Origin of the sequence: Photorhabdus hainanensis, assembly GCF_018448965.1 — a bacterium.
Taxonomy (GTDB): domain Bacteria; phylum Pseudomonadota; class Gammaproteobacteria; order Enterobacterales; family Enterobacteriaceae; genus Photorhabdus; species Photorhabdus akhurstii.
Genome location: NZ_RCWD01000009.1, coordinates 45,711 through 69,016, shown reverse-complemented (window position 1 = coordinate 69,016; position 23,306 = coordinate 45,711). Strand labels below are relative to the sequence as shown.

The window sequence follows — 23,306 nt, the reverse complement described above, 5'->3', positions numbered from 1 at the left end:
CGAGGAGAAAGTCGTGCTAGAAGAATACCGCAAGCACGTAGCCGAGCGTGCAGCCCAAGGCGTCGTCCCTAAACCATTGGACGCGACACAAGCGGCGGCGCTGGTTGAGTTACTGAAGAGCCCACCAAAAGGTGAAGAAGATTTCCTGTTAGATTTGCTGATTAACCGAGTTCCCCCTGGCGTTGATGAAGCGGCCTATGTAAAAGCCGGTTTTCTTGCCGCTATTGCGAAAGGCGAAACTATTTCACCACTAATCACGCCAGAAAAGGCGATTGAACTGCTTGGAACTATGCAGGGTGGTTATAATATTCATCCTTTGATTGATGCTCTGGATAATGAAAAACTGGCTCCAATTGCAGCTAAAGCGCTCTCTCATACTTTGTTGATGTTTGACAACTTCTATGATGTAGAAGAAAAAGCAAAAGCAGGTAATCCACAAGCCAAACAAATTATGCAATCTTGGGCTGATGCGCAGTGGTATCTGGAACGCCCTGAATTGGCAGAAAAAATTACAGTCACAGTATTTAAAGTGACGGGTGAAACAAACACTGACGATTTATCTCCCGCGCAGGATGCGTGGTCACGCCCTGATATTCCGCTGCATGCTCTGGCAATGTTGAAAAATGCTCGCGAAGGGATTGTCCCAGATCAAGCTGGTGTTATTGGTCCAATCAAACAGATTGAAGAGCTGAATGAGAAAGGCTATCCGCTGGCTTATGTCGGTGATGTTGTGGGTACAGGTTCTTCCCGCAAATCGGCCACTAACTCAGTGCTGTGGTTTATGGGCGAAGATATTCCATTTGTGCCAAACAAACGTGGCGGCGGCGTGGTTCTGGGCGGTAAAATTGCGCCAATCTTCTTCAATACAATGGAAGATGCTGGCGCACTGCCAATAGAGATAGATGTGACCAAATTAAATATGGGTGATGTGATTGATGTCTACCCATATAAAGGGGAAGTACGTCACCACGAAACCAATGAGTTACTGGCTGAATTTGAATTGAAAACCGATGTATTGTTGGATGAAGTGCGTGCTGGCGGCCGTATTCCACTGATTATCGGTCGTGGTTTGACTAGTAAGGCGCGTGAGTCTCTTGGTTTACCCCCCAGTGATATTTTCCGTCAGGCGAAAGCGGTTGAGGAAAGCAGTCGTGGTTTCTCCCTGGCTCAGAAAATGGTTGGCCGGGCATGTGGCGCCGTGGGCATTCGCCCAGGTGAATACTGTGAACCTAAAATGACCTCTGTTGGTTCTCAGGATACAACTGGCCCAATGACCCGTGACGAACTGAAAGATCTGGCGTGTTTGGGCTTCTCTGCGGATCTGGTGATGCAATCATTCTGCCATACGGCTGCTTATCCTAAGCCGGTTGACGTTACTACTCACCATACCTTGCCTGACTTCATTATGAACCGTGGCGGCGTTTCTCTGCGTCCGGGCGATGGCATCATTCACTCATGGCTGAACCGTATGTTGTTGCCTGATACGGTTGGTACCGGTGGTGATTCCCATACCCGTTTCCCAATTGGTATTTCCTTCCCGGCAGGTTCTGGTCTGGTGGCGTTTGCCGCTGCGACGGGGGTGATGCCTTTGGATATGCCAGAATCGGTGTTGGTTCGTTTTAAAGGGCAGATGCAGCCCGGTATTACTTTGCGTGATTTGGTTCATGCGATTCCTTACTATGCGATCCAGAAAGGTCTTCTGACGGTGGAGAAGAAAGGTAAGAAAAACATCTTCTCTGGCCGTATCCTCGAAATCGAAGGTTTGCCAGATCTGAAAGTTGAGCAGGCGTTTGAGCTGGCGGATGCTTCTGCGGAGCGCTCTGCGGCGGGCTGTACCATTAAATTGGATAAAGCGCCGATTATTGAATACCTGCAATCTAATATTGTGCTGCTGAAATGGATGATTGCCGAAGGTTATGGTGATCGTCGTACATTGGAACGCCGCGTAACGGGAATGGAAAACTGGCTGAAAGATCCTCAACTGCTGGAAGCCGATACTGATGCGGAATACGCAGCGGTTATCGAAATCGATCTAGCCGAAATTAAAGAACCTATTCTGTGCGCGCCGAACGATCCAGATGATGCCCGTTTACTATCGGATGTGGCTAACAGTAAAATCGATGAAGTTTTTATCGGTTCTTGTATGACTAACATTGGTCATTTCCGTGCCGCCGGTAAGTTATTGGATCAACATAAAGGTCAATTACCGACTCGTTTGTGGGTTGCTCCGCCAACGAAAATGGATGCGGCTCAACTCACAGAGGAAGGTTATTACAGCATCTTTGGCAAGAGTGGAGCACGGGTTGAAATTCCTGGTTGTTCCTTGTGTATGGGCAACCAAGCACGTGTTGCTGATGGTGTAACTGTGGTTTCTACTTCGACTCGTAACTTCCCGAATCGTTTGGGGACGGGGGCGAATGTTTACCTGGCATCGGCTGAACTGGCGGCTGTAGCTTCTCTGTTGGGGCGTCTGCCTACACCGGAAGAGTACCAGCAATTTATGGCTAAAGTTGATGAGACCGCGGAAGATACTTACCGTTATCTCAATTTTGATCAACTGAACCAATACACCGAAAAAGCGGATGATGTGATTTTCCAAACCGCGGTGTAATGCCAATATACTGTAATACGGACGAATGGGAGGAAAAAACCTCCCATTTTAGTTACTGGCTTTTAATGTCCCGGCTATCATTGCTAAGTTTTTATCGATGATAAAACAAGTATTAAGGAAGGTTGTTTTTTGCTTATTAGTGTGATTTTAAAATCTGAAAAAAGGGCAAATGTATCGTGAAAAAGCAGATAAAAACTTTAATCATTAAAGATAAAAAGTAGTGATTAACGGTTTTTAAAAGTGGGTAAAAAGTGCGATGCTATAATTGACATTAAAGAGAAAACATCAGAAAAAAAGGATTTTAAATTGACTAATCAGGGGGTAATAGTATTAACTGTATTGATAAAATTAGCAGTGAAAAAAGAAAAAAAACATTTATCAACATTAAAATCTATTAAAGAGATGAGATTTGATTTTAATGTCATTAAACAAATCTGTTACTCTTTCTGGTTTTAAACCTAAAAAATCAAAGTAGAAAAAACCTAATTATTGACATAAAAAAACGTTCAAACACATGATTCTATAGCACATGAATAGGTTATTTTCAGTGTTATTATGTTGCATTTATTATGCAAAATTATGATAAATTAAATATTCCGGTTTAAACTGGTTTTACATTGCCTTAACCCATCCAGTCATTATAATATTTTACCCTTTTTTCAATGATGTAGAAATCCATCTCCTTCTTTAAATAGGTTTTTAAACAGCCTAAAATGGGAGGTGAAATCCGCTATTTTATTATCTGATTATCTTTTATCAATGATGCTGATTTTACAGCAAGCTATCACCAAATAGGCAAGGTTAAAAACTTTTTATGTAGTATTTAATTATTGATTAAATATTTAAGTCCCCCATGAGAATCCACGTAATTCTGTTTATACCGATAATCGGCGCGTCTAATTATTCTTATGCGCACCAGTAATATTCGTCATGTTGAACATTGATTAGCAGATAGTTATTCCCCAGAAATGAAAATTACACCTCATAATCAAAGACGATGATATCGTCGACGGAATTTTTAAGGAGATCTTTTAATTTGTCATGTGCAGGGTGAGACAAATAGTTTGAAATAGCTTTTTGATCATCAAATGTCATGGTGATAGCATGTGTAAAACCTTTATTCTTATTTTCACTACTTACATTACCTCCCCACTCAACAACAGAAAAAATACCTTTGATTTGATGTGGCATGGAAATCGCGGTATCTCTTATCGTCGTTAATTGTTGTTCTTGTATTTCGGGTGCGAATTTTAACAAAAGAATATGACGTATCATAATGGCTCCTGAAAAGTGTCTTTGTTTTTCCAGACAAGATAGAAAATAGCTGGTTGTATTGCAAGGCTCTTGAATATACCTCATCGATTCGTGGATGTGTGTTCGATTTTGCTGTTTTTGTTTCTCTGAGATATTATTAATTATAGTGTATTTGTCTATATTTGCACTAAGGCTGAACTCTTCTCCGATGAAAGCCATCGCGGACACAAACTTCAAGGATAGCTTGGGGTGGACATTTCGATTATTCAGGTGCAAACCATATCGTTGTGTCGGCATAGAGGCGTTAATCTCACACTTCTTGCAGTTTGTGGGCTGATTCTGGGGCGGAATTGCTAGGAAATTTTGAACGGAAAGAACGCACCGGAGGTTAATGATGGACTACGAATTTTTGCTGGATGTCACTGGAAAGGTGACTAGCCGATTCTCAATGGATCATGAAGCTATTGGTCAGTGGCTGAATGAAGAAGTTAACGGTGATTTAACGGTAATAGATAAGGTTGCCGCAGCACTGGCTGAAATTAAAGGTAGTGAACGTCAATGGCAACTTGTGGGTCACGAATATACGCTGCTAATGGATGAGGAAGAGGTTATGGTTCGTGCTAATCAGCTTGAGTTTGAAACTGATTCGATGGAGGAGGGCATGAGCTATTACGATAATGAGAGCCTGTCTTTTTGTGGTACCAAGGATTTTCTTGATATGTTGACTGATTATCGGGACTTTATTTTAAAAAACGATTGGTAAAAAGCTGTATATAGACAAAAAGAATTTTCTGGCACGATAGGTTTTTTTCTTACTGTTAATGGTTGCTATGAAGGATAGTCGTTGAGTAATTTTATTCGATTATAGTTGAATAGCTAAAGAATTAAGGTGGTTTTAATGGAAGATATCAATCTGTCTGGTGGCATTAATGAAGCTACAAGTTGGCTTATTAATCATCAGGATTTAATCATTCAATATCTGGTCAATACTGTTGCTGCTATTCTGATTCTTGTTCTGGGATTGATGGCGGCGAAACTCATTAGTAAGGGCGTGAGAAGAGTTATGTCATTGCGCGGCATTGATGTAACAGTATCAGATTTCCTGGCTGCTATTGTTCGTTATTCGATTATTGCGTTCACTATTATTGCAGTTTTGGGCAAATTAGGCGTTCAGACGGCTTCTGTCATTGCGGTTATCGGTGCTGCTGGTTTAGCTGTTGGTTTGGCTTTACAAGGTTCTTTGTCCAACTTTGCCGCAGGGGTATTGCTGGTGGCTTTTCGTCCAATTCGTGCGGGCGAATATGTTATTCTGGGTGCGGTTGAGGGCACGGTTGTTCAAGTGCAGATTTTCTCTACTACATTGCGTACAGCGGATGACAAGATCATTGTAATCCCGAATGGGAAAATTATTGCTGATAATGTTATTAATACCAGTCGTGAACCGAATCGCCGAACTCAGATTATGGTCGGTGTTGCGTATAATGCGGATATTGATGAAGTTAAAAAAGTATTAGGTGATGTTATTGCCGCAGACAACCGTATTCAGCATGACAAAGGCGTGACGATTCGTTTGCATGAAATGGCGCCTTCTTCACTGAATTTTGTTGTGCGTGTATGGACTGCCAATGGCGATGCTTGGGAGGTTTATTGGGATTTGATGGAGAATTTTAAGCGTACATTGGATAAACACAATATCGGTATTCCTTATCCACAAATGGATATTTATTTGCATCAGAACCAAGCTATGGCGCGGAGTAAAATGGGTGATTAATCAGAGGATATTGGATAATAATCATCTGATGGCGTGAATAGTCTGTAAATTTTTACCGGTAAATTAGCGCCGCGCTGTGAATAGCGCGGACGCTCTATTATTCTGGCTTATTTTACTGGCATAAGGTATTAAGGTTGTTTTTAATAAAATCATCGCTGATATCTTCTGTCAGTGCTATTTTCTTGTTATCAGACAAGCAAAGGATAGCAGACGAAACATCTGAAGTATGGAAATTAATATCAGCAGTGACTATCCCATCTCCTTTTTCACCTCGTATTTTAAGAACGAAACGTTCACAGCCTTTTTCACATAAGAAAGGCTGATAATTACTTAGTTCCACATCTGTAATATTTGCTGTACCAATATAATATTCAATTATTTCATAGTGGTTTAATGTCTCTTCAACATCATTTCGCAGCAAATAGTAGTTTCTGACAGTAAGAGCGGCAATAATAATGATTGCTAACAGCATGAAACCCGTAATTTTTTTCAAAATAATCTCTTCCTCTTATTTTCATAGCGTTGATAGATTCATTAACGCTTTTAGTGTGTATTAGCTTGATTTTCTTTGAGTTAATCAAATAGTTTTCCTATAAAAACCTGCCTTTTGATTGGTTATTAAAATTTCTTATGATCGATTAGAAGCATTTATTTCCTCTAATGAGCTATTCTTCTTAATATTCTGAACATTGAAATAGCAAAGTGAATAATTATTGAGGAGTTTTTTTATGTTATCGACATTTGTACAGGGTTTTTTTCTTAGCGCAGCAATGATTTTGCCTCTTGGTCCACAAAATGCCTTTGTTATGCAGCAAGGCAGCAGGAGACAGTTTCATTTGATGAGCGCAACTTTGTGCGCGATCAGTGATGGTTTTCTGATTGGTGTCGGTGTATTTGGCGGTAGTGCATTACTTAGTCAGTCAACTTTACTCTTGCAATTTGTCACCTGGGGAGGTGTTGCTTTTTTATTCTGGTATGGATGGGGGGCTTTACGTGTGGTTTTGTTTGCCAATGTTGAACAAGTGCAGGCGAGTGGCATAGCAAAAAACCGCTGGCGAGTAATTGCGATTATATTTGCGGTCACTTGGTTAAATCCGCATGTTTATTTAGACACTATTGTTGTTTTGGGCAGTATTGGTGGTCAGTTATCTTCAGAACTCAGACCTTGGTTTACTTTTGGTGCGGCAAGCGCTTCTGTTAGTTGGTTTTTTTCTCTGTCATTGCTGGCGGCATGGTTTTCCCCTGTGCTAAGTAAGCCGCTTTCTCAACGGATTATTAATGGGTTTATCTGTGTCATTATGTGGTATATCGCATGGCAACTTGCTAAGCAGGGATTACTAATTTCTGATTGAGCTGGACACTTCTTTGCATGCAGTCTCTGTGTTAGTGTTTTATTCATCCCATGTATATTTCGGTTTTTCCGTGGGATGAACATTTTCTGTAACAGATTTTCTTCGGAGGTTGTGTGAAATTGAAATCATTAGGGTTGGCCGCCATGTTAAGTGCCGGGGTGCCACTTGCTGCACAGGCTGCTGATTTACCCGGAGTCCCTCATGTTATTACTTCTGGTAATGCGGTAGTGAAAGCTGAACCGGATATAGCAACATTGATGATTAACGTCAATATTTCTGCTAAAGATGCTTCTGGGGCTAAAAAGCAGGTTGATGAGTTGGTTGCTAAATATTTTGATTTTCTGAAAAAGAACGGTATTGAAAAGAAAGATATTGATGCCGCGAATCTGCGTACTCAGCCTGATTATGAGTATGACAATGTATCTGGCAAATCGGTGTTGAAAGGCTATCGTGCGATCCGTTCAGTGGAGGTGAAGGTTCGTAAGTTAGAGCAACTTAATGATCTGCTCGATGGTGCATTAAAAGCGGGTTTGAACGAAATCGTATCTGTTCAGTTTGGGGTGGATAATCCGCAAAAATATCGTGATGAAGCCCGTCAGAAAGCCATTGAGAATGCGATTGAACAAGCTGACGCGCTGGCGAAAGGCTTTAATAGCAAAGTGGGTTCGATATACAGTATCAATTACCGAGCGCCAGAGGTAATTGACCATATGAAGTATCGCAATTCTGATGTGATGATGGCGGGAGGTGCTGCTGCTGGAGTGGGTGAAACTTACCAGCAGGATAGCATCAATTTCAGCGATCAGGTTGATGTTGTGTTTGAACTGAAACCTTAATCCGTGTCATCTTGTCTTAACATCTGACGCCCAAGTTTCAACAGGGCGTCAGTCACTTTTTTCATGGTCCTGCTTTCCGGTGCGAAACGATGCCAATAGAGCATCCGGCGCTGACATAAACCCGGCGTCAAGTCGATCAGTTCACCATTTTTCAATTCCTGATCAATCTGTAAATGAGGGATCATACAGCAGGTGGAACCCTGCTTCGCCAGTTGTACAAAGGCTTCGGATGAGTTGACGATATGACATGGAACGCTACCCGGCGACAACTCGAAGTTCTGTTGTAAAAATGCTTGATGCATATCATCCAGATGGTCGAATGCAACCGCAGGGGCTTTTAGTAACGCTGAACGGGTAACTCCATTTGGGAAATAGCGGGCAGCGAATTCTGGTGAGGCGACAAACAGATAATCCAGCGCCCCTAATTTATCGACCAGACAACTGGGTAAAGGCTGTGGTTGAATACTGACCGCGCCAACGACCTCACCTCTTCTTAACTGTTCCTGAGTCCGAGTTTCATCTTCAACTTGAATATTGAGTCGGATAGGTAAATCAGAGAGTACCGGATGTAGTGCCGGTAACAGCCAGGTTGCTAAGCTGTCAGCATTGACTGCCAATGAAAGCAGCAATGGCGTATCTGTCCCCTGTTCATCGCCTAGCCACTGTTCTTCCAACAACTCTACCTGATGTAATAGCGCCAGTAGTTTTTGTCCCTGTTCAGTGGGACGCGGAGGAACGGTGCGTACTAGTAGAGGCTGGCCGAACAGATTTTCCAACTGTTTGATACGTTGAGAAACCGCGGATTGAGTGATACAGAGTTTTTGGGCTGCGCGTTCGAAACCACGTTCACGGACAACAGCATCCAAGGCTTGCAGTGTTCGGTAATCAGGACGTTTCATTACAGAAAGATTCTCCATTTATGTTTCCGCATAGCACTATTTATGTTTCCGTATAGCACTATGCCATATTTTTCTGATGGATGAGGCAATTTATCTGGTGTGTTGTAAAGCCTCACCTGCCAAAGATTACCGATGTTACATCCAATTTTGGAGAAATTTCGTTGATTGGTGGCCTTTATGGGAAGGGGGTTCCATTTTTGAAGGTCACGTTTGTTAACGTGGTGGAATAAATAATATGCTCGGAGAACAACAACTGTGTGAAGTTGTTTTGGTTAGCTTAATAATTAGCTTTTGATTGAATTAAGGTGACTGACATTAAGGTGATTGAATTAAGGATTATTTGCATGTTTCGTTTAAGTGTGGATTTTTCATAAAATTGTCTAAAAGATGTTACTTTTGGCTATTTAATAACAATAAAAATGTAAGTAAGGTTACTTTATTATGTTGTCACTGAAACATGTTGCACAATTAACATATAATACTTTGCAGTTATATATGGATCAGAGAGGAATAGATCTGGCGGTTGGTCCTATCTCTGACAGCGATACAAACATGCTAACGGGAGCCTATGGTGAGCTTAACTGGGATTATTATATTACAGAGATCGGTAATCGACATGACTGTTTCAGCTTATGTATAAAATTTGTCATATCAAGGGAAAATTTCCAAATTGAATCTGCTCCCGCTGGAGTCGCTTTGTCCATATATGATTTGAGTGATAAGAGTTTTAACATCCATGTATTGGAAAATTTTGTGAAGGATATGGAAAATCATCCGTTGCATAGGAAGATGCTTTTGTATACTCTATACGCAACATTGATTTTCATGAATATGTCTGGTGGTGAAGACATCAGGATTCATGAACCTGTTAAGGATAAAATAGCTTACTATCGTTCGTTTGGTTTTGAGCTGGAGCGCTGTGGGTATGTAATGTCATGTGATATTAAAACATTAACGGCGAAGTTGGAGAGCAGGTCTAAGGAGTTAGTTTTTTGACATCTGGTTCTTTGACATCTCTGCGTTTAGATGTGCGTTATGGTATCCAGGTAGAACTAGGTAAAATAGCTATTTTGTTTATTTAAATTTGTTGCGATGGTCATAACAGAGAGATTTTGTCGGGAATTTTTTTCCTGTATGACGAAATCAGTTCAGTAATATGAAGTTGTTTTATGAGGTGTTGCTAATGAGAACACAAAAAGAACCGATGTTCGATACCATTCAAACTTATAAGAAAGCTGGGGAGACCTTGGATTTTCTCATGAAAGTAGGTCCGGCTTTGGAAGAACATGCTCAGGCACCAAGCCAAGAAAAGCAAGGTCGTCGTCGTAACAAAGAAGCAGCATAAACATCACTCTTTTTGTCGCCCGCCCTATGGCGGGTTTTGGCATCATTTAATCTTATATTTCCCGTGACTTATCCTATTCAACTTTAATTGAATTGCGGTTTCTTTGTTGCTATCAAAGTTTATACTAGTCGAGGTCTTTCCTTGTAACTGATATAGGCAATGAATTGATATGACTCAGGACGAATTGAAAAAAGCAGTGGGTTGGGCAGCGCTCGAATTTGTTACACCAGGAACAATTGTGGGCGTGGGGACAGGTTCAACGGCTTCACATTTTATTGATGCCCTCGGTTCCATTAAAGATCAGATTGAAGGGGCGGTATCCAGCTCTGAGGCTTCTACTGAGAAGTTAAAAAGCTTGGGCATTCCTGTATTCGATTGTAATGAAGTGGATTCCCTTGATATCTATGTTGATGGCGCGGATGAGATCAATGGCAATATGCAGATGATTAAAGGCGGTGGCGCTGCATTAACGCGTGAAAAAATCATCGCTGCAATAGCGAAAAAATTCGTTTGTATTGTTGATGCTTCTAAAAAAGTTGATGTATTGGGCAAATTTCCTCTGCCGGTCGAAGTAATTCCAATGGCTCGCGCCTATGTTGCTCGTGAGTTGGTTAAGTTGGGGGGAGTACCAAAATATCGTCAGAATGTTGTGACTGATAACGGCAATATGATCCTTGATGTGCATAATCTAGCCATACTCGATCCTGTTGAGTTAGAGAATAAAATTAATCGTATTTCAGGTGTGGTGACTGTGGGACTATTTGCTAACCGTGGTGCGGATATTATATTGATGGGAACACTTGATGGAGTGAAAACCATCACTCAATAATATTATTCATAGAGGGCGAAGTTCTTCGCCCTTAAAAATTTTTTCACTGTTAAAATCGGAGAAGAATTTAGTGATATATTTCGTATCTCTGATTTTTATTTAATCTAAATCCTAATTTTGTGCTTTTTCAGATCATTTTATTCCGCATAATAACTGCTTTATTAAGACTTATGTGACGGGAATAGCAATCGTTTATATTGCTGTGTTCGTTTTTTTTGTTATGTTGAGAGAATGAATCTTAAATGTAACGAAGCGTAACAATAGGCAGGATAAATGGTTAAGGTATCTCTGGAAAAAGATAAGATTAAATTTTTACTATTGGAAGGCGTGCATCAGAGCACGGTAGAAAATCTGCGAGCAGCCGGCTATAGCAATATCGAATATCATAAGGGAGCGTTAGATTCCAAAGAGTTAAAAGAGGCAATTCGTGATGCCCATTTTGTTGGTATCCGTTCCCGCACACAACTGACCGAAGACATTTTTCAGGCAGCCGAAAAATTGGTTGCTGTAGGTTGTTTCTGTATTGGCACCAATCAGGTTAATCTGAAAGCGGCTGCAAAACGTGGTATCCCTGTCTTTAATGCGCCATTTTCTAATACCCGCTCTGTTGCTGAAATGGTCCTTGGAGAATTGTTGTTACTGCTGCGTCGTATCCCTTTAGCGAATGCGAATGCGCATCGAGGAGTGTGGGATAAGCAGGCTAAGGGCTGCTATGAAGTGCGTGGGAAAAAACTGGGGATTATTGGTTACGGTCATATTGGTACTCAGCTTGGTATTCTAGCTGAAAATATCGGTATGGATGTCTACTTTTACGATATTGAAAACAAATTGCCATTAGGTAATGCTCATCAGGTACGTCATTTGTCAGAATTGCTGAATATGAGTGATGTGGTGAGTTTGCATGTACCAGAAACGCCATCAACTAAAAATATGATTGGTGCAACCGAACTTACACTGATGAAACCGGGTTCTATCTTGATCAATGCTTCACGTGGAACGGTGGTGGATATCCCGGCATTATGTGATGCATTGGAAAGTGAACATCTGTCAGGGGCGGCTGTGGATGTGTTCCCCATTGAACCGGCAACCAATAATGATCCGTTTGAGTCACCGTTGTGTAAATTTGATAATGTGTTGCTGACGCCGCATATTGGTGGTTCTACCCAGGAAGCGCAGGAAAATATTGGTTACGAAGTCGCAGGAAAGTTAGCGAAATACTCTGACAATGGCTCTACCTTATCGGCAGTAAACTTCCCAGAAGTGTCTCTTCCTGTTCATGCTGATGATACCAACCGGTTTCTGCATATTCATGAAAATCGGCCGGGTATATTGAACAGTATTAACCAAGTGTTTGCCGAACAGGATATCAATATTGCCGCTCAGTATCTGCGTACCAGTGGAGATATGGGTTATGTGGTTATTGATATTGTGACTGAAAATCCGGCTCAAGCTGAAATGGTATTTCAGAAACTGAAAGCACTCCCGGGTACTATCCGTTCTCGTCTGCTTTACTGATTATACCTGTTATCTTTCGAGTTGCCTCCGCGATGCATCTTGAAATCCATAGGTATATTTTGAGATGTCATAAATGGGCGTTGTGTAAAGCGCCCATTTTTTACCGCCATTGCCAGATTTTTTCTGGTGTGATGATTTCTGGTAATGGGATATCCCATTCGGCTGTTGGCAGTGTATCGACTAACTGGCAGTTATGCGCTAAACCTATTGGATAGAAATTTTTTTGTTGCCACTGGCTCAGTGTGCGATCGTAAAAGCCGCCTCCCATGCCGAGCCGCTGACCTGTGCGGTCAAAAGCAACCAACGGGATTATCATAATATCCAGCTCTGATAACGGTAAAACCTGCCTAACATCTAGCGGCGGCTCTTCTATATGGAAGCGATTTCTGACAAGCGAAGTATTGGGTTGATAGTTTAAAAACAGCAGATGGTGATGACGGAAAGGATGTAATACGGGCAGATAGATCTGCTTATTTTGCTGCCAGAGTTGGTTAATCAGTGGACGGGCGTCAAGTTCACCATCAAACGAAAGAAATAGCGCGATTTTGTTGGCTTGGCAAATTTTGGGGTGGTTGATTGCTTGCCTAGCAGCCTGTCTTGCAAACAGAGATTGTTGTTCAGGAGTGAGTTCACGGCGTTGCTGGCGTATTTTCTTCCTAATGCTTTGTCTGAGTGATAATAGGGACTCTGATTGCATAGAACCTGCAATGGATGGCAGCAGTGATTCAGGTTGAGATTCTCCAAGATGCCGTTACAGGTAGTAACCCTTGAACCCTTGGTTCAAGGTGAACGCAGCGTCGCAGCTTTTAGGCTTCTCGGCCAAACCGAGCATGCACACCAGACTACGGAGCACCACATTCTATAATGTATGAAATATCGGCTCAGGGGACTTTCCCCGTTAACGAACATCTCAGAGAAATTTATTCAGTGCTTGTAAGCAACTTTGTGACACCTATTGTATGAAACTAAATACAGAAAGCAACTAATTCTCGAATGATTCACTCACTAATGTATGATTTATCAATAGAATTCATTCATTTGGTGAAATAGTGCTCTCAGTGATGCGACCCTGTTCCACTAATGCTTGTTCTATAGTCTGTTGAAGCATCTTTATTTTCTGTTCCATATTATAGGCATAGTCACGGGTTTTCACTTTTTCTTGTGCCAATTCGTGACAGATATTCAGTGCCACAATAAAAATCAGTTGTTCAGTATTGGTTACTCTGGTGCGCTCTTTCAAATCATCTAAACGTTGCTCAAGTTCCACAGCCGCAGCCAGTAATGCTTCTTTTTGCTCTGATGGACAATTGACACGTAGTGACCGCCCAAAAATCTGGATATCTACCGGTTGTGCAGACATGACCCCTTCCTGACTTATTACTGCGCTCCGGTTTTAATTCTGAATTATAGAATTGAAACCGGCGCCAATCATTATAACGCAATACCGACAGACAACTAACGATTAGCTAGGTTGTTGTCTGGTATAGCGACTCCCCTTGGTGGTAGCATAGCATGAACTTACACCGTCAACGATGACCAATACACATGTCTATACAGAATTCATTACCAGATTATCAATCTTTTGACGAAATATTGCATCAACAGTCAGTGGCGCTGACGGCAGCGGAGATGCATGGGTTGATTAGCGGCCTGCTGTGCGGCGGTAACCGCGACAGTAGCTGGCAGGTCTTAGTTCATGATTTAGCGAATGATGGGCTGGCTTTTTCCCATCCATTAGCTCAACAATTGCGTGAATTACGTGAAATCACATTTGAATCATTGGATGACAGTAATTTTGCATTCAGTTTATTGCTGCCAGATGAGGAAGATAATGTGTTTGAACGCGCAGATGCATTAGCGGGATGGGTTAACCATTTTTTGCTGGGATTAGGTGTTGCTCAACCGAAATTCGCGGATAGAAAAGAGATCAGTGAGATTATTGGCGATTTACGCAATATCGCTCTGCTTGGTTATGAAGAAGGCGATGATCAAGAAGAGTTGGCTCAGGCATTGGAAGAGGTCCTTGAATATGTGCGAGTGGCGGCACAGCTTTGCTATATCGCCTTTACTGAACCTAAAACCGTTTTAATCGCAAAAAACGACAAACCAACATTGCATTAATTGGTGTTTATTGAAGGCAAAATAATTAACTAGGTCGCAGGAGAGGATATGATCAAACAAGAATATTTATCCCGCCGTCAGGCTTTACTGGCAAAAATGGCTCCGGCCAGCGCAGCGATTATTTTTTCCGCCCCGCCTGCGCCACGAAATTCAGATAATGAACATCCCTATCGTCAGCATAGCGATTTCCTTTATTTGACCGGGTTTAATGAACCGGAAGCGGCGCTGATATTAATTAAGAGTGATGATAAGCATAATCATAGCGTGCTCTTTAATCGAGCGCGTGACCTGACTGCGGAAATTTGGTTTGGTCGCCGTCTTGGGCAAGAAGCGGCGCCGGAGAAGCTAGGTGTTGATCGCGCTTTGCCTTTTGATGATATCAAGGAGGAGCTTTATCAGTTACTGAATGGTTTGGATGTGGTTTATCACGCACAGGGCGAATTTGCTTACGCCGATGAAATTGTCTTCCATGCGTTGGATATATTAAGAAAAGGCGGTCGTCGTAATCTTTCAGCGCCTTTAACGATAACGGATTGGCGCCCTTGGGTGCATGAAATGCGGTTGTTCAAATCTAAGGCAGAAATTGAAATGATGCGCCGGGCAGGTGAAATCAGTGCGCAGGCCCATATGCGCGCGATGAAAATTTGCCGTCCAGGTATGTTCGAGTATCAATTGGAAGCCGAAATTCATCACGAATTTGCTCATCAGGGCGCTCGCTACCCTGCTTACAACACGATTGTCGGGAGTGGTGAAAATAGCTGCATTCTGCACTACACCGAGAATGAAAGTAGGATGAAAGAGGGTGATTTGGTGTTGGTGGACGCCGGTTGTGAATATCAGGGTTATGCCGGAGATATCACCCGTACTTTCCCTGTCAATGGCAAGTTTACCCGTGCTCAGCGTGAAATTTACGATATCGTCCTGAAAACGCTCAATGTTTCATTGGAATTGTATAAGCCGGGGGCCAGCATCGACAAAGTCACGGAACATGTCGTTCAGATTATGGTGGAAGAGTTGGTGAAGCTAGGCATTATGCACGGTGAAGTTGAACATTTAATCGAAACTAAAGCCTATCGTCAGTTCTTTATGCATGGCTTGAGTCATTGGTTAGGGTTGGATGTGCATGATGTCGGTGACTATGGTGTAGAGCGTGACCGTATTTTGCAACCGGGAATGGTATTGACTGTTGAACCGGGGCTTTATATTGCACCGGATGCTGATGTGCCGATGGAATATCGTGGTATCGGCATCCGTATTGAAGATGACATTTTGATCACTGAAACAGGTAATGAAAACCTGACAGCCAGTGTTGTTAAAGAAGCTGATGAGATTGAAGCTCTGATGGCGAAAGCAAAGCAGGGTTAAGTTAAGAATGAACGTGATTATCGTTGGTGGAGGCATGACCGGCGCGACGCTTGCGCTGGCGATATCTTCCCTGAGTAAGGGGCGGATTCATGTATCCCTGATTGAAGCGGCAGAACCGGAGCGGAAACATCCCGGTTTTGATGCCAGAGCGATAGCGCTGGCTTACGGAACTTGCCAGCGTTTACAACAGATTGGCGTTTGGTCTGCTCTGGAAGAGTATGTGATACCGATAACTCACGTTCATGTTAGTGATCGTGGTCATGCCGGGTTTGTGAACCTTTATGCAAAAGAATATAACATTCCAGCTTTGGGCAATGTTATCGAATTGTATGATGCAGGGCAGTGTTTGTTCGGATTACTGAAAAATGCGCCTGGTGTCACGTTATATTGCCCATCCAAGGTTATGGCTGTTGAAAGAACCCTGTCATCGGTGGCTGTCACTCTGGACAGTGGCGAACGGCTGCAAGGTGAATTGCTGGTAGCGGCGGATGGCAGCCATTCTGCCATTGGTCTCGCCTGTAATATTCAGTGGCAACGGCACGCTTATGAACAGATAGCTGTAATTACTAATGTACTGACTGCGGAGCATCCACGGGGCAGTGCGTTTGAACGTTTCACAGAACATGGTCCACTTGCTTTGTTGCCAATGTCTGGGGGGCGCAGCTCGCTGGTATGGTGCCATCAGTTGGCGCGGCAAAAGGAGATAGCGGGTTGGAATAATGAGCAATTTCTTCGGCAGTTACAGCAAGCATTTGGCTGGAGACTAGGGAAAATATTGGAAACCGGTCATCGTCATAGTTATCCATTGACACTATCTACCGCGAATCAACAAATTAGCCATCGATTGGCGCTGGTGGGAAACGCCGCGCAAACATTACATCCAATCGCAGGTCAGGGTTTCAATCTTGGTATGCGGGATGTTATGACACTGGCCCGGATTGTTTCTGAGGCTTTTGCTGCTGGACAGGATATCGGCGCTTACCAGGTTCTGGCCAACTACCAACAACAACGAGTTTTAGATCGAGAAAACACCATCGATATTACCGATGGATTGATACGGATATTTGCCAATCGTTATTTTCCATTACAAGTCGGGCGTCACTTCGGCCTGATGATGATGGAAAAATGCTCTCCTATGCGGGATATACTGGCCCGTCAGACTTTGGGTTGGGTTGCCCAAAGATAACCGCGGATCAAGCAGACAAAGTAAGAGGACGTTATATTATGCAATCATTTGACGTGGTTATCGCTGGTGGCGGTATGGTTGGTTTGGCGCTCGCTTGTGGCTTACAAGGCAGCGGCTTGCGGGTGGCAGTGGTGGAGAGTTATCCGCCTACTCAACCTGTTATTGCTGGAGAAGAGTATGCTTTGCGGGTCTCTGCGATTAATGCAGCCAGTGAACGCTTATTACAGCATCTTGGTGTGTGGCGACATATCTTGGATATGCGCGCCAGTCCTTATCAGGAAATGGAAGTTTGGGAGCGGGATAGCTTTGGCCGTATTCAGTTCAGCGCGGCTGAATATGGGCTGGAATATCTTGGTCATATCATTGAAAACCGGGTTATTCGTGAAGCATTATGGAAAAAAGCGGATAGCTTATCTGATGTGACCATGTTGGCGCCGGCGGCTTTGCAACAGGTTGCCTGGGGTGAAAATGAAGCTTTTATGACTTTATCCGATGGTCGCATGTTAACCGCTCGTTTAGTTGTTGGCGCTGATGGCGCTCATTCATGGTTGCGTCAACATGCTGATATCCCTCTCACATTTTGGGATTATGAACATCATGCGTTGGTAGCCGCTATTCGCACCGAAGAGCCGCACGGCCGGGTTGCCCGCCAGGTCTTTTATGGTGAGGGTATTTTGGCGTTTTTGCCCCTTGCTGATCCCCATTTGTGTTCTATTGTCTGGTCACTACCGGGTGAAATCGCAGAACAGTACAAACAGCTTGATCATAAGCGTTTCAACCAGCAATTGGCGGTAGATTTTGATCTGCGCCTTGGTCAATGTGAACTGATGAGTGAACGTCTGACAATTCCACTGACCGGTCGTTATGCTCGTAATTTTGCGGCTCATCGTCTGGCCCTGTTGGGCGATGCCGCTCATACCATTCACCCATTGGCAGGACAGGGAGTGAATTTGGGCTTTATGGATGTCGCTGAACTGATAGGTGAATTGCGTCGTTTGCATGGTCAGGGAAAAGATATTGGTCAGCACTTTTATTTGCGTCGCTATGAGCGCCGCCGTAAACATGGCGCTGCTGTGATGCTGGCTGGCATGCAAGGTTTTCGTCAATTATTCGATGGCAATAATCCGGCGAAAAAACTTTTGCGGGATATCGGGTTATCTCTGGCAGATAATTTACCGGGAATTAAACCTAAATTACTTCGTCAGGCAATGGGGTTGAATGACTTACCGGACTGGCTCTCTTCTAAATCCTATTCGGCTGAAAAAATCTAATTTAGCCTCTGCTTATCGATAACTTTTTCTCATGTCTTGCTGAAATATGAACAGATGATTTTATTCATATTTCAGTTAGCTTGTAACAGAAAATGAGTGTTTTCTAAAGTTAATTGTTAATTTTGAGTATTATGACTCATTTTAATAGTTGAAAATTCTGCATACTCATAACACGTTTTTTGACGGTCACTAAATTGAACCCTATTTTTACTTATGGTTCATTTTGGTTTTCAGTGATAACTTTCATTTTAAGATATCGTTTGCGTCGCGTTTTTTAGCCGCTTTTTGTTCATGATTCACAGTAGCTGTCGGTTAATACGCGGTATGTTTTCATGTAGAAAATGAAAAGAGGGAAATAATGGCAAAACAAACTCCATTGTATGACCAGCATCTGGCTTGTGGTGCGCGTGTGGTAGATTTTCATGGCTGGATGATGCCTTTGCATTATGGTTCACAAATGGATGAGCATCATACTGTCCGCACTCATGCCGGTATGTTTGATGTTTCCCACATGACGATTGTGGATCTGCATGGTACTGGTTGCCGTGATTTCCTGCGTTATTTGCTGGCAAATGACATTGCTAAATTGACAGAAAAGGGCAAAGCCCTATACACCGGGATGCTTAATGCTTCTGGCGGTGTCATTGATGACCTGATTGTTTATTACCTCAGCAATGATTTTTATCGATTGGTGGTCAATTCTGCGACCCGTGAGAAAGATCTGGCATGGATTAATGAACATGTAGCCAGTTACCCGGTTGATGTTCAGGTTCGTGATGATCTGGCATTAATTGCGGTTCAGGGGCCTGAGGCTCAGGCAAAAGTAGAGTCTCTATTGAATGATGAACAAAAACAGACTACTGCCGGAATGAAACCTTTCTTTGGCGTTCAGGCGGGGGATCTGTTTATCGCGACAACGGGTTATACCGGTGAAGCGGGTTATGAAGTGGCGTTGCCAAAAGAGCAGGCCGTGGATTTCTGGCAAAAATTGCTGAGTGTCGGCGTTAAGCCCGCGGGATTAGGCGCGCGTGATACGCTGCGGCTTGAAGCCGGTATGAACCTCTATGGGCAGGAAATGGATGAAACCATTTCTCCCCTTGCGGCTAATATGGGCTGGACAATCGCTTGGAAACCCGAAGATCGCCAGTTTATCGGCCGTGAAGCGCTGGAAAAACAGCGTGAAGAGGGCGCCGAGCAGTTAGTTGGCTTGGTGATGAGAGAAAAGGGTGTGTTACGTGGTGGCTTAATAGTTAGTTTTACTGATGAGATGGGCGCCTTACATTCTGGCGTTATTACCAGCGGCACGTTCTCTCCAACATTAGGATTCAGTATTGCCCTTGCCCGAGTGCCGCAGGGGATTGGTGAACAGGCGGTTGTCCAAATTCGCAATCGTGAAATGCCGGTTCAGGTAGTCAAACCTAGCTTTGTACGGGCGGGTAAGCCTCTCGTATAGTCATTTTTATCGAATAATAACTTGATGAGTAAATAGCAATTTATCCTGGTAAGCATGATTGGCGCAGCAGCATAAAATAGCCTAACCGGGGTAGATTCTAAGATTGAAGGAGATGATGGTAATGAGTAATGTACCCGCAGAGTTAAGATATGCCCAATCACATGAGTGGGTTCGTGCAGAAGGCAATGGTGAATACACGGTAGGTATTACCGAGCATGCACAGGAGCTGCTAGGCGATATGGTCTTTGTTGATTTGCCGGAAGTAGGTGGTGAAATCAATCTTGGCGATGATTGCGCGGTGGTTGAATCAGTAAAAGCGGCTTCTGATATCTATGCGCCGCTGAGTGGTGAAATTATTGCCGTTAATGAAGCGCTAAATGACTCGCCCGAATTAGTTAACAGCGAGCCTTATAACGAAGGTTGGCTGCTCCGTATTAAAGCCTCTGATGAAAGTGAACTTTCGCGTTTGCTGGATGCCGAAGGATATCAGGCACTTCTGGACGAAGAAGAATAATATGCTTACCGTCGCCCTGTTTCACATTGTGAGCAGGGCGTTTTTATTTGTATGCCATTTCTGGCCAGCTTCAGGAATTAGTCACAAATGATCCAGACATTAAGCCAACTCGAGAATCAGGGCGAGTTTATCCGCCGTCATATTGGCTCTTCCGCCGAACAGAAAAAAGAGATGTTGGCGACAGTGGGAGCAAGTTCCCTTGATGAGTTAACACAGAAAATTGTTCCCCGTGATATCGCGTTGCCAGAGCCGCCCGATGTTGGCGATGGTGCGACTGAACAGCAAGCGCTAGCTGAACTGAAAACGATTGCCGGCCAAAATAAGCGTTACCAATCCTATATTGGCATGGGGTATGTGCCTGTTGTACTTCCGCCGGTTATTTTGCGTAATTTATTAGAAAATCCTGGCTGGTATACCGCTTATACACCTTATCAACCAGAAGTTTCTCAGGGTCGCCTTGAATCACTGTTGAATTTCCAACAAGTGACGATCGATTTGACGGGTTTGGATATCGCCTCTGCTTCTCTACTGGACGAGGCTACCGCGGCGGCGGAAGCGATGGCGATGGCAAAACGTACCAGCAAACTAAAAAATGCTGACCGTTTCTTTGTTGCTGATGATGTCCATCCTCAAACATTGGACGTTGTTCGTACCCGCGCGGAAACCTTTGGCTTTGATGTGATTGTAGATAAAGCAGAAAAAGTCTTGGAGCTGGAAGGCGTATTTGGTGTGCTGTTACAACAGGTTGGCACAACCGGTGAAGTTCATGATTATGCTGATCTGATCGCACAACTGAAACAGCGCAAAATCATTGTCAGTGTTGCCGCTGACTTGATGGCGTTGGTGCTTTTGACCGCGCCGGGTAAACAAGAGGCTGACATTGTGTTTGGTTCTGCCCAGCGCTTTGGGGTGCCAATGGGTTATGGCGGTCCCCACGCAGCATTTTTTGCCAGCCGTGATGAATTCAAACGTTCCATGCCGGGACGTATTATCGGTGTTTCCCGTGACGCGGCAGGTAATACCGCGCTACGCATGGCAATGCAGACCCGTGAGCAACATATCCGTCGTGAGAAAGCCAATTCCAACATCTGTACGGCTCAGGTGTTGTTGGCAAATATCGCCGGGATGTATGCGGTATATCATGGTTCGAAGGGGCTGAAACGCATTGCGGGCCGTATTCATCGTCTGACTGACATTCTGGCGGCCGGGTTACAGAAAGCCGGGTTCACTCTGCGTTACAAAACTTGGTTTGATACGCTGACGGTTGAAGTCGCTGATAAAGCAGCGGTATTGGCCCGGGCAGACAAAGCTGAAATCAATTTGCGTACCGATATTTACGGCGCGGTGGGTATCACATTGAGCGAGGCTACCAGCCGTGATGATCTGGTCAAATTGTTCTCTGTGCTGACAGGCACAGATGACAAGCTAGATGTTGAAGCACTGGATCAAGAACTGATGACGGAAAGTCACTCCATTCCTGCATCCATGTTGCGCAGTGATGAAATCCTTCTGCATCCAAATTTCAACCGCTATCACAGCGAAACGGATATGATGCGCTATATGCATCGTCTTGAGCGCCGGGATTTAGCACTAAATCAGGCCATGATCCCGTTGGGTTCTTGCACCATGAAACTCAATGCTGCGGCAGAAATGCTACCGATCTCTTGGCCTGAATTTAATGAACTGCATCCATTCTGCCCGCCAGAGCAAGCGCAGGGTTATCAGCAAATGATCAGCCAATTATCTCACTGGCTGGTGCAACTAACAGGTTATGATGTTGTTTGTATGCAACCAAACTCCGGCGCGCAGGGTGAATATGCGGGCCTGCTTGCTATTCGCCGTTACCATGAAAGCCGTGGAGAAGGGCATCGTCATATCTGTTTAATCCCAAGTTCTGCGCATGGCACCAACCCAGCTTCTGCTCATATGGCAGGTATGACCGTGGTGGTGGTGAGTTGCGATAAAGAAGGCAACATTGATCTGGCAGACCTGCGTGAAAAAGCGGAAAAATCCGGTGACGAACTTTCCTGCATCATGGTGACTTACCCATCAACCCACGGCGTATATGAAGAAACGATCCGTCAGGTGTGTGAAATCATTCATCAGTATGGTGGTCAGGTTTACCTTGATGGCGCGAATATGAACGCGCAGGTTGGCATCACCGCGCCCGGTTTTATCGGCGCTGATGTTTCACACCTCAACCTGCATAAAACATTTTGTATCCCACACGGCGGCGGCGGTCCAGGAATGGGGCCGATTGGCGTAAAAGCTCATTTGGCGCCGTTCTTACCGGGACACTCGGTAGTTCAAATGGATGGTATTACTGAACAGAGAGCTGTCTCAGCGGCGCCATTTGGTAGTGCTTCTATTCTGCCTATTAGCTGGATGTATATCCGTATGATGGGTTCGCAAGGGCTGAAACAGGCAAGCCAGACGGCGATTTTGAATGCTAACTATATTGCTGCCCGCTTAAAGAATGATTATGACGTGTTGTATACCGGTCATAACGGTTATGTGGCGCATGAGTGTATTCTGGATATTCGACCTTTGAAAGAAGAGTTTGGTATCAGAGAGATGGATATTGCCAAGCGCTTGATTGACTATGGTTTCCATGCGCCAACCATGTCATTCCCGGTTGCCGGTACGCTAATGGTGGAACCTACAGAATCAGAAAGCAAAGTAGAAATTGATCGCTTTGTGGATGCGATGCTGGCAATTCGTGCTGAAATTAGCAAAGTGGCGAAAGGCGAGTGGTCATTAGAAGATAACCCATTGGTCAATGCGCCTCACGTACAAGCTGAACTGGTTTCTGACTGGAGCCATAGTTACAGCCGTGAAACCGCGGTTTTCCCAACCTTGGAAACCAAAGCCAATAAATATTGGCCTGCGGTTAAACGTCTCGATGATGTTTACGGTGATCGTAACCTGCATTGTTCCTGCGCACCTGTCAGTGATTATCAATAATCACTAATAAAATAGTCAAC

Annotated in this window: 21 protein-coding genes and 1 other RNA gene; 16 read left to right on the top strand and 6 right to left on the bottom strand. The window is 43.8% G+C overall.

What is annotated here, in order from left to right; translation table 11 throughout:
* Nucleotides 1-13 precede the first annotated feature (13 nt).
* Nucleotides 14-2,611, top strand: a complete 2,598-nt coding sequence (gene acnB, locus EAE92_RS07595) for a bifunctional aconitate hydratase 2/2-methylisocitrate dehydratase (RefSeq protein WP_214067636.1) — start codon at nt 14-16, stop codon at nt 2,609-2,611.
* A 975-nt stretch (nt 2,612-3,586) separates the two neighbouring features.
* On the opposite strand, the gene EAE92_RS07590 is transcribed toward acnB, so the two are convergent.
* Complete coding sequence (locus tag EAE92_RS07590) at nt 3,587-4,162, bottom strand: Dabb family protein (RefSeq protein ID WP_214067635.1); 576 nt, start codon at nt 4,160-4,162, stop codon at nt 3,587-3,589.
* Nucleotides 4,163-4,259: 97 nt separating this feature from the next.
* Here EAE92_RS07590 and EAE92_RS07585 point away from each other — a divergent pair, with 97 nt between their 5' ends.
* Nucleotides 4,260-4,628: a YacL family protein gene (locus tag EAE92_RS07585; RefSeq protein ID WP_046396958.1), complete on the top strand. Its 369-nt coding sequence runs from the start codon at nt 4,260-4,262 to the stop codon at nt 4,626-4,628.
* Nucleotides 4,629-4,763: 135 nt separating this feature from the next.
* Nucleotides 4,764-5,636: a small-conductance mechanosensitive channel MscS gene (mscS, locus tag EAE92_RS07580; RefSeq protein WP_214067634.1), complete on the top strand. Its 873-nt coding sequence runs from the start codon at nt 4,764-4,766 to the stop codon at nt 5,634-5,636.
* Nucleotides 5,637-5,748: 112 nt separating this feature from the next.
* Here mscS and EAE92_RS07575 read toward each other — a convergent pair whose 3' ends face one another.
* Complete coding sequence (locus EAE92_RS07575; RefSeq protein WP_036781312.1) at nt 5,749-6,129, bottom strand: hypothetical protein; 381 nt, start codon at nt 6,127-6,129, stop codon at nt 5,749-5,751.
* A 235-nt stretch (nt 6,130-6,364) separates the two neighbouring features.
* Here EAE92_RS07575 and argO point away from each other — a divergent pair, with 235 nt between their 5' ends.
* Nucleotides 6,365-6,988, top strand: coding sequence for an arginine exporter ArgO (argO, locus tag EAE92_RS07570; RefSeq protein WP_065389130.1), 624 nt, complete (start codon nt 6,365-6,367; stop codon nt 6,986-6,988).
* Nucleotides 6,989-7,101: 113 nt separating this feature from the next.
* Nucleotides 7,102-7,824 carry an oxidative stress defense protein gene (locus EAE92_RS07565; RefSeq protein WP_065389129.1) on the top strand — a complete coding sequence of 241 codons (723 nt, stop codon included), beginning with the start codon at nt 7,102-7,104 and terminating at the stop codon, nt 7,822-7,824.
* On the opposite strand, the gene EAE92_RS07560 is transcribed toward EAE92_RS07565, so the two are convergent.
* The gene (locus EAE92_RS07560; RefSeq protein ID WP_065389353.1) at nt 7,821-8,723 is read right to left on the bottom strand and encodes a LysR family transcriptional regulator ArgP; all 903 of its coding nucleotides are present in this window, start codon (nt 8,721-8,723) and stop codon (nt 7,821-7,823) included. The two genes, EAE92_RS07565 and EAE92_RS07560, sit on opposite strands and share 4 nt — an antisense overlap.
* 441 nt (nt 8,724-9,164) lie before the next feature.
* On the opposite strand from EAE92_RS07560, the gene EAE92_RS07555 reads away from it, so the two are divergent.
* The 4 genes from EAE92_RS07555 to serA all read left to right on the top strand — a co-directional run bounded on the left by EAE92_RS07555 (nt 9,165) and on the right by serA (nt 12,412).
* Nucleotides 9,165-9,719, top strand: coding sequence for a hypothetical protein (locus EAE92_RS07555; RefSeq protein WP_214067633.1), 555 nt, complete (start codon nt 9,165-9,167; stop codon nt 9,717-9,719).
* Between the two features lie 187 nt (nt 9,720-9,906).
* Nucleotides 9,907-10,068 (top strand): hypothetical protein, encoded by a 162-nt coding sequence (locus EAE92_RS07550; protein ID WP_192880111.1) that lies wholly within the window; start codon nt 9,907-9,909, stop codon nt 10,066-10,068.
* 169 nt (nt 10,069-10,237) lie between these two features.
* Entirely contained in the window at nt 10,238-10,897 is a 660-nt protein-coding gene (rpiA, locus tag EAE92_RS07545; protein WP_036810763.1) for a ribose-5-phosphate isomerase RpiA, read from the top strand.
* Between the two features lie 273 nt (nt 10,898-11,170).
* Nucleotides 11,171-12,412, top strand: a complete 1,242-nt coding sequence (gene serA / locus EAE92_RS07540; RefSeq protein WP_214067632.1) for a phosphoglycerate dehydrogenase — start codon at nt 11,171-11,173, stop codon at nt 12,410-12,412.
* A 100-nt stretch (nt 12,413-12,512) separates the two neighbouring features.
* Here serA and EAE92_RS07535 read toward each other — a convergent pair whose 3' ends face one another.
* The 3 genes from EAE92_RS07535 to zapA form a co-directional block, all read right to left on the bottom strand.
* Nucleotides 12,513-13,109 (bottom strand): 5-formyltetrahydrofolate cyclo-ligase, encoded by a 597-nt coding sequence (locus EAE92_RS07535; protein WP_214067631.1) that lies wholly within the window; start codon nt 13,107-13,109, stop codon nt 12,513-12,515.
* A gap of 36 nt (nt 13,110-13,145) precedes the next feature.
* A non-coding RNA gene (ssrS, locus tag EAE92_RS07530) (6S RNA) lies at nt 13,146-13,332 on the bottom strand.
* A 110-nt stretch (nt 13,333-13,442) separates the two neighbouring features.
* On the bottom strand, nt 13,443-13,772 hold the full coding sequence (gene zapA, locus EAE92_RS07525; RefSeq protein ID WP_049582342.1) for a cell division protein ZapA: 330 nt from the start codon (nt 13,770-13,772) through the stop codon (nt 13,443-13,445).
* Nucleotides 13,773-13,957: 185 nt separating this feature from the next.
* Between zapA and EAE92_RS07520 the strand changes: the two genes are divergently transcribed.
* The 7 genes from EAE92_RS07520 to gcvP all read left to right on the top strand — a co-directional run bounded on the left by EAE92_RS07520 (nt 13,958) and on the right by gcvP (nt 23,286).
* Nucleotides 13,958-14,533 carry a YecA/YgfB family protein gene (locus EAE92_RS07520; protein WP_214067630.1) on the top strand — a complete coding sequence of 192 codons (576 nt, stop codon included), beginning with the start codon at nt 13,958-13,960 and terminating at the stop codon, nt 14,531-14,533.
* Nucleotides 14,534-14,581: 48 nt separating this feature from the next.
* Complete coding sequence (pepP, locus tag EAE92_RS07515) at nt 14,582-15,898, top strand: Xaa-Pro aminopeptidase (RefSeq protein WP_214067629.1); 1,317 nt, start codon at nt 14,582-14,584, stop codon at nt 15,896-15,898.
* Between the two features lie 7 nt (nt 15,899-15,905).
* On the top strand, nt 15,906-17,084 hold the full coding sequence (gene ubiH / locus EAE92_RS07510; protein WP_214067628.1) for a 2-octaprenyl-6-methoxyphenyl hydroxylase: 1,179 nt from the start codon (nt 15,906-15,908) through the stop codon (nt 17,082-17,084).
* A 38-nt stretch (nt 17,085-17,122) separates the two neighbouring features.
* Entirely contained in the window at nt 17,123-18,355 is a 1,233-nt protein-coding gene (gene ubiI, locus EAE92_RS07505; protein ID WP_214067627.1) for an FAD-dependent 2-octaprenylphenol hydroxylase, read from the top strand.
* Between the two features lie 358 nt (nt 18,356-18,713).
* Nucleotides 18,714-19,808 (top strand): glycine cleavage system aminomethyltransferase GcvT, encoded by a 1,095-nt coding sequence (gene gcvT / locus EAE92_RS07500; protein WP_214067626.1) that lies wholly within the window; start codon nt 18,714-18,716, stop codon nt 19,806-19,808.
* Between the two features lie 121 nt (nt 19,809-19,929).
* The gene (gene gcvH, locus EAE92_RS07495; RefSeq protein WP_214067625.1) at nt 19,930-20,322 is read left to right on the top strand and encodes a glycine cleavage system protein GcvH; all 393 of its coding nucleotides are present in this window, start codon (nt 19,930-19,932) and stop codon (nt 20,320-20,322) included.
* An 87-nt stretch (nt 20,323-20,409) separates the two neighbouring features.
* Entirely contained in the window at nt 20,410-23,286 is a 2,877-nt protein-coding gene (gene gcvP / locus EAE92_RS07490; protein WP_214067624.1) for an aminomethyl-transferring glycine dehydrogenase, read from the top strand.
* Nucleotides 23,287-23,306 lie beyond the last annotated feature (20 nt).